General features: G+C 56.4%; 9 protein-coding genes. 1 reads left to right on the top strand and 8 read right to left on the bottom strand.

Going from position 1 to position 11663, the window contains the following annotated elements; all coding sequences use genetic code 11:
* Positions 1–3: 3 nt before the first annotated feature.
* The 8 genes from Q0Y21_RS04345 to cysQ all read right to left on the bottom strand — a co-directional run bounded on the left by Q0Y21_RS04345 (position 4) and on the right by cysQ (position 10148).
* Positions 4–1191, bottom strand: a complete 1188-nt coding sequence (locus Q0Y21_RS04345; RefSeq protein WP_297791908.1) for a UDP-N-acetylglucosamine 4,6-dehydratase — start codon at positions 1189–1191, stop codon at positions 4–6.
* A gap of 395 nt (positions 1192–1586) precedes the next feature.
* On the bottom strand, positions 1587–3803 hold the full coding sequence (locus Q0Y21_RS04340) for a polysaccharide biosynthesis tyrosine autokinase (protein WP_297791906.1): 2217 nt from the start codon (positions 3801–3803) through the stop codon (positions 1587–1589).
* Positions 3804–3819: 16 nt separating this feature from the next.
* Positions 3820–4254, bottom strand: a complete 435-nt coding sequence (locus Q0Y21_RS04335; protein ID WP_297791904.1) for a low molecular weight protein-tyrosine-phosphatase — start codon at positions 4252–4254, stop codon at positions 3820–3822.
* Between the two features lie 11 nt (positions 4255–4265).
* Positions 4266–5393: a polysaccharide export protein gene (locus Q0Y21_RS04330; RefSeq protein WP_297791902.1), complete on the bottom strand. Its 1128-nt coding sequence runs from the start codon at positions 5391–5393 to the stop codon at positions 4266–4268.
* Positions 5394–5501: 108 nt separating this feature from the next.
* Positions 5502–6440, bottom strand: a complete 939-nt coding sequence (locus tag Q0Y21_RS04325; RefSeq protein WP_297791900.1) for a hypothetical protein — start codon at positions 6438–6440, stop codon at positions 5502–5504.
* Positions 6441–6654: 214 nt separating this feature from the next.
* Complete coding sequence (locus Q0Y21_RS04320; RefSeq protein ID WP_297791898.1) at positions 6655–8700, bottom strand: YjbH domain-containing protein; 2046 nt, start codon at positions 8698–8700, stop codon at positions 6655–6657.
* A 199-nt stretch (positions 8701–8899) separates the two neighbouring features.
* Positions 8900–9385 carry a transcription/translation regulatory transformer protein RfaH gene (gene rfaH / locus Q0Y21_RS04315; RefSeq protein ID WP_297791896.1) on the bottom strand — a complete coding sequence of 162 codons (486 nt, stop codon included), beginning with the start codon at positions 9383–9385 and terminating at the stop codon, positions 8900–8902.
* A 4-nt stretch (positions 9386–9389) separates the two neighbouring features.
* Positions 9390–10148 carry a 3'(2'),5'-bisphosphate nucleotidase CysQ gene (gene cysQ / locus Q0Y21_RS04310; RefSeq protein WP_297791894.1) on the bottom strand — a complete coding sequence of 253 codons (759 nt, stop codon included), beginning with the start codon at positions 10146–10148 and terminating at the stop codon, positions 9390–9392.
* Positions 10149–10295: 147 nt separating this feature from the next.
* Here cysQ and Q0Y21_RS04305 point away from each other — a divergent pair, with 147 nt between their 5' ends.
* Positions 10296–11657 carry an MBL fold metallo-hydrolase gene (locus Q0Y21_RS04305; RefSeq protein ID WP_297791892.1) on the top strand — a complete coding sequence of 454 codons (1362 nt, stop codon included), beginning with the start codon at positions 10296–10298 and terminating at the stop codon, positions 11655–11657.
* Positions 11658–11663: the final 6 nt, after the last annotated feature.

Genomic DNA, 11663 nt, shown 5'->3' with positions numbered 1-11663 from the left:
GCCTCACATTTTGCTGTCGAGATATTTTCCGGTTTCTTTGTGCCCGAAATCCGGAATCATACGGTGAAACAGGTCCACGAGGTCCTGTTTGCTCCAGCCCAGGACTCGCTTCATCGCGGTAATCCGCTCTTCAAACTCGGCCAGCAATTGCTCATCAAAGCTCGCCTCGTTCTTAATGATGCCGAGATTCTCGAAGCGCGCCATGTCCAGCGTTTCCTGATCGGTAAAGAATTCTTCAAAGTCTTTCTCACCGGTGGTATCGCTGGAGGTAAACAGGCATGGCCATTTGCCTTGCTCCGGGAGGGTTTTCGCCAGCTCTCGGGCCTCGTCCTCATCACTGCACACCACCGGCTCAAAGCCCTTCTCCGCCAGGTACTTCACGGCAATATCGGCAAACGAAATCAGGTGAAGCTCTTCGCTGAGTTTCGGGAAGAAGATGTCCCGATTGTCTCCGAAGATGCAGGACATCAGACACAGTTCGCCGGATTCTTTCGGAGTCACGAAATAACGGCGAACGTCATTCGGCGCCACAATCGGCTGGCGTTTTTCCAGACGCTGGTTGAAACCATGCAGCAGGGAACCATCAGAGAAGGCAACGTTGGCAAACCGGGCGGTAGAAATGTTCATCTGCATGCTTCTACGCATCAGAAACATTTCCATGATGCGCTTGGAAGCACCCATCATGTTGACCGGGTTTGCCGCCTTGTCCGTGGATACACAGAAGTATTTCCTAGCGCCAGCCTCAATGGCTTGTTGCAGCGTTTTATCGGTGTTGAAGATGTTTACATCCACCATGCGCATCAGGGTGTAAGGATCTTTTTCGCTGCGCACGTGCTTGAGAGCGGAGAGGTTAAGAATGTAATCGTATCCGCCGTCGGCCTTGAAGAAGGCATCGTACTCGACTGAACCAATATCCAGCGCAAAGGTGCGAAAATCCCCCGGGATATAACCAAAGCTGCTTCGGATATCGCGCACCAGCTCTACCAAGTTGTTTTCGCTGATGTCTACCACATGGAGCTTGGCTGGGTTTCGTTTAAAGATTTCCTTGGTTACTGATTGGCCTATGGAGCCTGCCCCTCCTAAGACCAGAAAACGGGAAGTGCTGACGATATCGCGGAGGCGTGCTTCGCCCTGCTCTACGTCGTGGGTGAATAACTCTTTTTCCCGCCCAATTAAACTTAAAAATGGCATACGAACTGACTCATATAATTGTGCAAACTACATAAAATTGAATGGACAAAACCATCCATTTAACTTTGCGTTCTAAACCGAAATTTTTGACCGCCTTGCCGCCACAGTTTCTCTCCACCGCCTGAAACAATCTGGCAAACTTCTCAGGCAGGACCTATCGAGTGCCTTCATGCTCATCGAAAAGCTGTTCATCCAGCAAGATTTTTTTGTGAGTGGTGGCATGTTTTTTGTCATGCGGGGAGATTATGGCTAAGCCTTTTGCTCCAGTGTTGCTTCTGATCAGTAATTTCGTGTTTTGGCCTTGCTTGTGCGCTCAAACGTGGGGAAGCGGATGAAAGATTTCATCCGCCCCTCAGGATCACGCCCTCGCTAGGGCACAAGTTGAGTTTTTCTCATCAGTCGGATTTATAGGCATAATTGTAGTATCCGTAATAGCCGTAGCTCGTTGCCGCTTTCTTTTCCATGGCATTAAGGATAGTGCCTTTCAGGGTCACGCCTCCCTTAGCTAGGCGGTTTTCCGCAATCTGGACTTCTTTCGGCGTATTCATGCCAAACCTGACTACCATCAGGGAGGTGCCGCACTGTTTGCCAATGATGGCCGCATCGGTGACCGCAAGAATTGGCGGGGTGTCGATGATCACAAGGTCGAATTGTTCGCTCAGGTAATCCAGGAATTCGCTGAACCGGGCCTGCATAAGCAGTTCGGAAGGATTAGGCGGTGCGCTGCCTCGACTTACCCAGCTGAGCCCCTCAGTTGCAGACGTGCGCACGGCCTGTTGGTACTCCAGTTTGCCAGAGAGCACGTCGGACAAACCGTTTGCGGCCTCCTGATTGAAGACTTCATGGACGTGGCCTTTGCGCATATCGCCGTCGACCACCACCACTTTCTGGCCAGCCTGGGCACAAGTGGCGGCGAGGTTGGCCGACACAAAACTCTTGCCGATGCCAGGACTCGGCCCCGTAATCACCAAGCGATTATCACTACCTTCCATCATGGCAAAATGCAGAGAGGTTCGCAGGCCGCGGATAGCCTCAATGGAAAGGTCCGCCGGATTGCGCACCGCCAAGATTCCCTCTTGATCTGAGCATTTTCGGCGGCGCTTGCTGGACGCTCCGCCTTTGCTTGCAATGCGCTTCTCTTCTTCAGAAAGCGGGATGGTTGCGTATACCGGCAGGTCCAGTTCCTCCAGCTGTTCCGGGGATACAATACCCCGGTTAAAGGCAGCCCGCAGCAACACGATCACCATGGCCAGCAGCAAGCCACTCATGCCGGCCGCAGCCACAATCAGGTTACGTCGGGGGGCCACCTGGCCCTGGGTGACCGCATCATCCAGGATGCGTACGTTGCCCACGGTGCCGGCACGCACCAGGCGCAGCTCCTGCATGCGGTTAAGCAATTGCACGTAGATTTCCTGGGTTACCTTTACATCTCGGCTCAGGCGGAGGACCTGTTGCTGGGTTTCCGGCAGGTTGCCGGTGCGCTCTTCCAGGCGGGCTTTTTCACGCAACAGTTGGTCTTTCTTCTCCAGCAAGGATCGGTACACCGGGTGGTTCGGAGTGAACCGACGAGCCAGTTCCGATTCCTGCAGCTCCAGCTCGTTCAGGCTGGCCTCGATACGCACCAGGCTGTCAAGGGCGTTCTGGGTTTCAAAACTCAGGTCTATGCTGTCGCTCTGTAGCCGGTATTCGTTCAGTCGGTTTTCCGCTTCGTTGAGCTGTTCACGGATTTTGGGGGCCTGCTCTTCCAGGAATTCCAGGCTTTTTTCCGCCTCGGCAGCTTGTCGTGCGATGTTCTGGGTGAGAAACACCTGGTTGGTGGCATTCAGGCTGCGAACCAGTTCCTGCTTGTCTGAGCCTTGCAGGGTCAGGCTAAGGATGCCGGTGTCCTTGCCCTGCGGGCTTATTTGTAGGCGGCTCTTTAGGCCATTAATGGCTGACAGCCGGCTCTTTTTGATGACGGTGAAGCTGGCGCCGGTCGGGGCGTTCAACTCGGCTACCGTGAATTCCAGCCAGGGTTCGTCGACAACCAGTTTCTGGCCGACGCTGCCCTGCCCCAATGGGTTGCCCTCGACGTCGTTCAGCAGGTAGCGGCCATTGCCCATAGATTCGAGAGTGAATTTCAGCGTGCTGCTTTCGTGACTGGCGACCAACTCACTGACTTGCAGGGTCTCACCAGCCCATACGGAGGCTTTCCCCTCCATAACCCCCGGGCGTGCTACACCCTTGCGGCGCAGCCAGTCACCAATAATGGGAAGGCTGTTGGGCTGAATGTCGATATCCAGGTCCGTCTGGTCGACGACTTGGCCCAGAATCATCCGGGAACGGAGTATTTCAATTTCGGTACTGGTGCTGGACTCCTGCTTACCAAGCAACTCCGACATGTCGGTTCCGGGCATCGTCCCGGACTTTTTTTCCACCTGGACCAGGGCATCGGCCTGGTAGATAGGAGTGGCCAGGGTGGCGTAGACAAGACCCGCCACGGCAAAGACCACGGTGAGTACGGCGATGAAGATTTTGTGGTCCCACAGGCTGCCAAGCAAAAAGCCGATGTCGATTTCGTCGTCGTTCTGGCGGATCTGACTGCCGGAGGGGGTAGTACTTGGTTCGCTCATTTGTTGCTCTTGCTCATTATTTTAGCTTGGGCAGCCAGGCTTTTACGGAATCCTGGAGCATTTGGTGCACGTGCTCAAAGGCTTCGCGGCTTTTTTTATAAGGATCCGGGATGTCCGGTTTACCGGGTAACCAATGGGTAAGCAACATGGTTTTGCCGGCAGCGACCGGATCTTTGGCCCTGACTTGGGCGCGCTGGGCTTCGCTCATCACCAAAATTAGATCTGCGCGGCGGAGTTGTTCAGTGGTGATTTGTCGCGCCCGGTGCTCAGTCAGGTCTAGCCCCACCCGATGGGCCAGTTCGGCGGCGGTCGGGTCGGCTTCATGGTCCACCAGCGCGCCCAACCCGGCGGATTCTATGGTTTTGCCGGGCAAGTTGGCTTTTAGCAGGGCTTCGGCCACGGGGCTGCGGCAGATATTACCCACGCACAAGACCAGGATGTCATTAATCATAACGCTTCAGCTTACTCTGCAAGGTCAAACGCCCGATCCCCCAGGAACAGGGCAGTAAACGACGGCACCAGCAAGGACACTACACGGTTCCAGCGGGCCAATGGCGCTGCCGTAACGTATACCAAATCCCTATTCTGAAGGGTGAAGCTGTCTGCCATCACCATAGCTGTAGCGTCCTTCAGGTTCAGCTGATAGAGATCAATCAGAATATCACTGTCGGGCCCAGCCTGTTCAGATCGGCGCACCACAAATACCCCGGTAGCGTCTGACTGGCGCTCGTTCAGGCCGCCTACGTTGGAAATGGCTTCTGCCAGAGAGAGCCCATTACGCCCCATGGGCAACGATTGGGTTTTTGCCACCTCACCCAACACAAAGACTTTACGATCGTTACCCAGCGGCACGTTAATCACGTCACCACTTTTGAGCAGCACGTTGTGGTGCTTGTTGCCTTTTTCAAATACATCTTTGAGAGATAGGGTATAGTCACGGCCATTGCGCGTCAGTATGACATGGCGCCAGTCACCATTTTCTTCCAGGCCGCCGGCTTGACTGATGGCGTCTACCAGGCGGGTGGGAACGTTGGTGAGAGGGTACACTCCCGGTTCATCCACTGCGCCACTTACGTATATGCGCTGACTGCGGAAGGCAGCGACGGAGACATCAACTTGCGGGGACTCCAGATAAGCAGAGAGGCGTTCGGCTACCTCTTCCCTCACTTTCTGGGTGGTGTTTCCGGCGACGTTTACGTAACCGATGTACGGGTAATAAATATCGCCATTTTCGTTAACAACGTTCCCCGATTCCTGGGAACTGCGCTCAGAACCTGCGGGAATGGTGAGTTCCGGGTGGTCCCAAACCGTAATTTGCAGTACGTCACCAATACCGATGCGGTATTGGAAATCACTGTCTTTCAGTAGCAATTCGTCAGGTGGAAGCGGCACTTCGGCGACGAGGGCCTGGCGTAAATTAGCCGGACCAATACGGCTCACCTTCACCAAGTCACTTACGTCTTCCTCTGGAGGACTCTTGTAATCGGCTCCCCAGCCACCTGAGTCGATGTGAGAGCCGGGGGCAAAGGCGCAGCCCTGCAGGGCCAGCAGAGCCAAGGGAAGCAGAATCTTCAATACCATACCTGTCATGCTGAGACTTCTAATATTCGGGAGGCCGATAATAAGCCTACTTTTTGCTGATAACAAACAAAGGGGCTGGCAAAGCCAGCCCCTTTGCGGCGCTTATACCGCAATTGATCAGCTGCCGGTACCGCCTGTTGCGCCCGTCGGCTCTTCTTCCTCAGCTACCACTTCCTGGATGATCTCTTGGACGATCTCATCGATAGCAGCCTGCTCTTCGATCTCCTCGGTGGTCGGAACCAGAGGCGTAACTTCGCTTACGATAACATCTGCCAACGCTTCTTTCAGTTCAGGCAACGCCAGACCAGCAGTGTCGTTGTCGACCGCTTGCTTTACGTTGGTTGCGTTCAGATTATTCACCAGGGCACCAAAGGCTGCGGTTTCGTCGCCATTGGCGTTGGCGCTGGCCTGCGGCACCAGAGTGGCGATTTGCTGGCTCAGCACCTGGTTAACCAGGTGGAGCTTGGCAGCCGTGGTCTGCGCATCCTCGGAAGCGCTTTCGTCTGCCTTGGCGGCAATCGGGTCAAAGGCGGTGAGGTCCACACCAGAAACACCCAGCTCACCCGCCAGCTCAGCTGCGGCGCTCGCCTTCAGGTCTTCCAGGCTGGCTGTTGAGCCACCGGCCAGGGCTTTTTCAATTTTAGCCTGGACAATAGTGCTGAAACCGCTGACTGCCTTGCTGCCAGCCGGTGCCAGGAATTTAAGGTTGGTGTCGACTGAGGCATTGTCGTCCTCGTCGGTGGTATTGGCCGTAGCCTGGAGAACCAGGGGCAGCTGCAGCTGCGCATCTGTCAGGGTATCAAACGTGAATCGGCCACCAGCGCCGGTGGTTGTGGTGGGCTCGCCAAAATCGCACGCTTTGTTGAGGTTTTCATCGATACATACCACAGCGTTGTTCAGGTAGCCGTCGTATGCAAAGCCTTCGGTGGAGCCATCGCCGCCGTTATCTGACGAGGAGCTACTGCTGGAGGAACACCCTACGATTGCCAGGGTCGGCGCCAGAATCGCTGTGGCGGCCAGGTTGCGTGAGAACTTTCCTTTTTTAAATTGACTCATAATAGCCTCTTGTCTCCTGAATGAGCTTTCGCACGTTTTGGTTATTGGTTCTTGATGTTGGCTGCGCCAAGCCTAAGCTGAGGCGCCCTGACGTTTATTGGCCACCGAGGGCCTGTTTTGCTCCCACTATAGGCAAGTGAGGTTAAAACGCAATCACACTTCACTTCTTCCTGCCTTGAATTTTATGGCTTCTTGGGCCACGCCACCGGCTCTGTCAGTCATTTGTGAGCCGGCCCCGGTTGAGATACAGGGACTGTATCGGGTTGGCTGAACGCACAATCGCCGCACCGCCAAACTCTGTCAGGTTCTGATCCTCGTTAATTCGGCTCTGCACGCTGTAGTTCCAGTCAGCATCGCCGCGAACCTGAGCGTAACGAAACTGACGGGTTTTCTCCGGTGTGAGCGGAATCACCCAGCCGAGGCTGATGAATTCGGCGTCGGTGTTTTTGTAGCTCAGGGTAATCGCATAGTCCCCGAACCAGAAGCGGCTATCCAGGCGGAAGCCGGTGTCTTCGGCAAAGAACTGGCCGCCGTATACATCGAACTGGGCGTCCAGATTCGGGTTGTAATAGCTGTACCGGCCCAGCATCTGATTGCGCTTTACGCCGCTATCATCTCGGTGGCGGAAGGTGCCCCCGAGATAACTCAAACTGTGGCGACCACCCGGGCTCAGGAGCATAGTCTCGTTGATGGCGCCGTTCCAGTCGATGGCGTACCGACCACCGTGGAAACTTGTGTATAGCTGGGGATGAAGTTTGAGGGTTTGCTGGATTTCCGCCTCAATCAAAGCGTTGCGCTGCCGGTCCTCATAGAACACACCGCCCTTCTCAAAATCTTCGGTCTGATAGATCTCGGTGTTGTAGGTTGCTGAGGCCTGCGCACCTGTCCAGAGGGAGGCGGACACTTCCGCACTGATGCCCACGGAGGCATCCCAAACACCAAATTCGGTGGCCACCCCGGAACTGATGGTCGGGCTGAGGGTGATACGTGGCTTCCAGGTGGGGCCGTAGCTACCCTGGAAGTCCCAGTCGCGATCGTCCCGGTTCAGCAGACTGGTGTCGGAGAACCGTGAGGCGATGGCGTAGGGCTCATCGCTGCCATCCGGATGGGCCGTCTGTAATGGGACGGTTCGCTCTGCCACCGGGATATTCTGGTTCAGCAGAGTGAGCTGGGCGTTCTTGTGAGCACCGGCTGCGGCCCTGGCCCTTCGGGCTACGTCGAGAACGGAGTCGCGTTCGTCCCGTACGTAGATGTTGTTTTCCCACTGGATGTGAAGGGTGCCGCCTTCGCTGGCGACGGAGACCCGGTCGTAGCCGGCGTTGACCATCTCTTGCCCCAAGCGGCGGGCTGTCTCGGTGCCGGCGTCAGTGGTCTTGCTGGTGCTGGCTTGCTCTGGGTTTGTCGGATTACGGCTTTGCCTAATCCGACCTACTGTCTCAGCGTTGTCTGCAACGACTGGTTCCAGGCGCTGCTTGCTGGGCTTGTTGCCGAAGGGGATGGACAGGCCCAGGGAGAAGAAATGGCGATCGTTATCGGTGTCGCCTTCATCGTAGGCCAGCACTTTTCCCTTCACTTGCATGCCCAGCGGCAGCAAACCTCCTGGCGTTGCGGCTCCCAATCCCAGGCGCACATCCTGGCTGTCGTACTCGGCCATGACGTTCAGCCAGGGCACTGGGCGGTAGGATACGCCGCCGAAGACGCCATCCAGGTAACGCCCGGACGTCTTGGGGTCACCATAGCCTGCAGAGATCTCGAGCGGCCCAAATTGCCGACCGGCAACTACGTAGACAGACTCAAAGTCGTCCGTTTCCCCTCCCAGATCCTGAACACCGGCGGCTAACGTAAACCAGTTTTCCGGGATGAATGGGGCCTGAACTTTGATGTTCGCGGACAGATCACGAATACCACAACCTTCGGTAAAACAGTTCGACTGGGTTCGATCCCAGGTAAGGCGCCCGCCGACCTCCACGAAGGGGAAGACGCCGAACGTGCCGGCAATGTTGTTGAAATAACCGTACGCGTCACCCGCAGAATTCTGGCGTGTATTCAAAGCCTGATCCGAATACATGACATCTGCCTGGCCATGGTCTAGCACGGTGGCCGAAGGCACATTGAGGTAGCCACTGTAGCCTGGAAACGCCAGATCGCGTGGTGCCGCCTGTGCAACCGCCAATGAGAGTCCGCCAGCAATGCCTACCAAGGCAATCGGTTTCAGGCACGCTACCGCCCCACCGACCAGGGCCCAGTGTTTTGAGGTCATATAATTGGTTGCTTATAAGTGAGGGACAAGCGGAAGGGGCATCACTTCCCCGACTCGTTCCCTGTCAGGATGTAGTTCTATTTCTCAAAATGTGACGCAATTCTACGTTATAGAATGTTTCAGACAAGTGACCACAAAGACGCGAGGCCCGATCGGCCGCGTTTATGCGTAAAACCTTGTCAAACAGTAGGAAATGCAATCAGATTTGGCGATTTATGGAGGAAACCGGAACCTTCACAGCCTGCTGCTTCTGCATAAAGCCGATCAACACAATCGCCCGTTCTTCGCCATCATAAGCCTGGAAAATGGCCTCCAGCCCCTGAAATGGCCCTTCGTTGAGCTCCACGGACTGCCCTGGCTTGATACCACCCTGCTCCGCCACGGTGTGCAGGCTGTCTTTGATGTGCTCGATGACCTCATCCGCAATCGGTGCTGGCTTGTTCGCAAAACCCACCACCCGCAGCACACCCCGGGTGGAGCGAAGCTTGGACCACATGGGATCGGTCTGTTCCAGTTTAACGAACAGGTAGCCGGGGAACAGCGGCTCGAGCTTTTTGGAACGTTTGCCAGCTTTGATTTTTTCCACGGTGATCTTGGGGTAGAAGCAGGTTATGCCCTGATTCTGGAGGTGTTCCACCGCCCGGTCTCCCTGGGCGGGTTTGTGTTGCAGTGCGTACCACGTCATCGTGTTACTTCCCTGTTGCAATGAAATACGGGTTCAGCAGGTCTTCCTTGCCGTATCGTAACGGTTCACCCTCTAACGTTTCCACTTTACCACCGGCAGCCGCCAGGACCGCATGCGCCGCGCCGGTGTCCCATTCACAGGTGGGCCCCAGGCGCGGATACAGGTCGGCGCGGCCTTCGGCTATGCGGCAGAACTTGAGGGAGCTGCCCGCCTGGACCAGTTCGTGCTCGCCCACCTTTTCAATAAAGGCTCGGGTTTCCTCATTCAGGTGATTTTTACTGGCGACGACCCGTTTGCTGGCCTTCGCCTCGGCCACGCGAATTGGCAGCACTTTGCCTGTGCGGTCCCGCCGGTGGGCGCCCTCCCCTTTCGCGCCCCAGAAGGCCTCTTTAAGCGCGGGGGCCGTCACCACCCCCAGCACCGGTTCACCGTCTTCAATCAGGGCGATATTGACGGTGAATTCCCCCGTGCGCTGGGTGAAGTCTCGGGTGCCATCAACCGGATCGATCAGCCAGAAACGGTGCCAGTGTTTGCGTTCTTCCCAGGGGATGCTCGCCCCTTCTTCCGAGAGGATGGGCGTGTCCGGGGTGAGACTTCGCAGCCCCTGTACAATCACCTCGTGGCTGGCAGTGTCCGCTGCAGTGATGGGTGACTGATCGGCCTTGTAGTCCACCTTGAAGTCCGACTGGTAGATGTGGAGCACCCGCTCGCTGGCTTGATCGGCGATTTTTATGACATCGGGGAGGATGGAGCTGTAGTGCATGGGGAACATCCTGCTGTCGAGTTTGGTGACAGTTTAACGGAGTGTGGAGGTTGGTGTTAGTGCAGTGGCTTTTGCCGACACAAATCAATTCCGTATCAACCACTTTGCGCTAAGCTGACTGTCAGCATTCATTGAAAGGAGTCCCCCATGAAACTTCGCTTCCTCGGCGGCGCAGGCACCGTTACCGGATCACGTTACCTGCTTTCGGATGACAAGCACCGCCTGCTCGTTGACTGCGGCATGTATCAGGGCGTGAAAACCCTGCGCAAGCGGAACTGGGCGCCGTTTCCCGTGGATCCTTCCACTATCGAAGCGGTGGTTCTGACCCACGCCCACATTGACCACAGTGGTTACCTGCCAGCACTGGTGAAGAACGGCTTCAAGGGCAAGATCTACTGCACCAAGGCCACCCACCACCTGTGCAAGGTGTTGCTGCCGGATGCCGGCTTCCTGCAGGAGGAAGACGCCAAGTACGCCTTCCGCAAGAAGTTCTCCAAACACGAGAAGCCGGAGCCGCTGTTCACCGAAAAGGACGCCTGGGAAGCGCTGAAGCATTTCGAGTCCCTGCACTACCACGAAACCTTCGAACCGGTCCGAGGCATGGAGGTGACCTTCACCCCCGCCGGCCACATTCTGGGGTCATCCTGTGTGCACGTGCACCACAAGAGCAGTCAGCGCACCGTGGTGTTCAGCGGGGATGTGGGTCGCCAGGACGATGTGATCATGCGCCCACCGGAGCCCCTTCAGAAAGCCGATGTTCTGGTGTGCGAATCCACCTACGGGGATCGGCTTCACGCCGAGACCGATCCCGAGGAGGAGCTGGCCGAGATCATCACCCGCACCGCCGGACGTGGCGGCATTGTGCTGATGCCGGCGTTTGCCGTGGGCCGGGCCCAGATGCTGCTGTATGTGATCCACAAGATCATGGGACAGAAACGCATCCCCAAATTGCCGGTGTATCTGAACAGCCCCATGGCTATAAAGGCGACGGAGATTTTCTGCCAGCACCACAAGGAGCACCGTCTCAGCGCTGCGCAATGCGAAATGATCGATGACCAGACAACGTTCGTGCGTACCGTTGAGGAATCCATCGAACTGGATGCGGCACGCTACCCCTGCGTGATCATCTCCGCCAGCGGCATGGCCAGCGGTGGTCGGGTGCTACACCATCTGAAAACGCTGCTACCCAACCCCCGCAACAGCGTGGTGTTTGCAGGCTTCCAGGCCCCCGGCACGCGGGGGGACGCCCTGGTGAATGGCGCGGAGTCCGTCAAGATTCACGGCGAATACTGGCCGGTAAAAGCCGACATCCATAACCTGGATTCCCTCTCCGCCCATGGCGACTATCAGGAGATCCTGAGCTGGCTGGAACAGGGGCAGCTAAAGCCGGAGAAGGTGTATGTCACCCACGGGGAAATGGTGGCCAGTGATGTGATGCGCAAGCGCATCCGCGAAAAGTTCGGATGGGATGCCGAGGTGCCGGAGTTGTTTGATGAGGTGGAGGTGTAATCCTCC

Origin of the sequence: uncultured Marinobacter sp. (genome assembly GCF_947259545.1) — a bacterium.
Taxonomy (GTDB): domain Bacteria; phylum Pseudomonadota; class Gammaproteobacteria; order Pseudomonadales; family Oleiphilaceae; genus Marinobacter.
This window is presented reverse-complemented; position numbering and strand designations above follow the sequence as displayed.

Coding starts and splice junctions, on each gene's coding strand:
- Q0Y21_RS04345 (WP_297791908.1), bottom strand. CDS start 1,191: ATGCCATTTTTAAGTTTAATTGGGCGGGAAAAAGAGTTATTCACCCAC.
- Q0Y21_RS04340 (WP_297791906.1), bottom strand. CDS start 3,803: ATGAGCGAACCAAGTACTACCCCCTCCGGCAGTCAGATCCGCCAGAAC.
- Q0Y21_RS04335 (WP_297791904.1), bottom strand. CDS start 4,254: ATGATTAATGACATCCTGGTCTTGTGCGTGGGTAATATCTGCCGCAGC.
- Q0Y21_RS04330 (WP_297791902.1), bottom strand. CDS start 5,393: ATGACAGGTATGGTATTGAAGATTCTGCTTCCCTTGGCTCTGCTGGCC.
- Q0Y21_RS04325 (WP_297791900.1), bottom strand. CDS start 6,440: ATGAGTCAATTTAAAAAAGGAAAGTTCTCACGCAACCTGGCCGCCACA.
- Q0Y21_RS04320 (WP_297791898.1), bottom strand. CDS start 8,700: ATGACCTCAAAACACTGGGCCCTGGTCGGTGGGGCGGTAGCGTGCCTG.
- rfaH (WP_297791896.1), bottom strand. CDS start 9,385: ATGACGTGGTACGCACTGCAACACAAACCCGCCCAGGGAGACCGGGCG.
- cysQ (WP_297791894.1), bottom strand. CDS start 10,148: ATGCACTACAGCTCCATCCTCCCCGATGTCATAAAAATCGCCGATCAA.
- Q0Y21_RS04305 (WP_297791892.1), top strand. CDS start 10,296: ATGAAACTTCGCTTCCTCGGCGGCGCAGGCACCGTTACCGGATCACGT.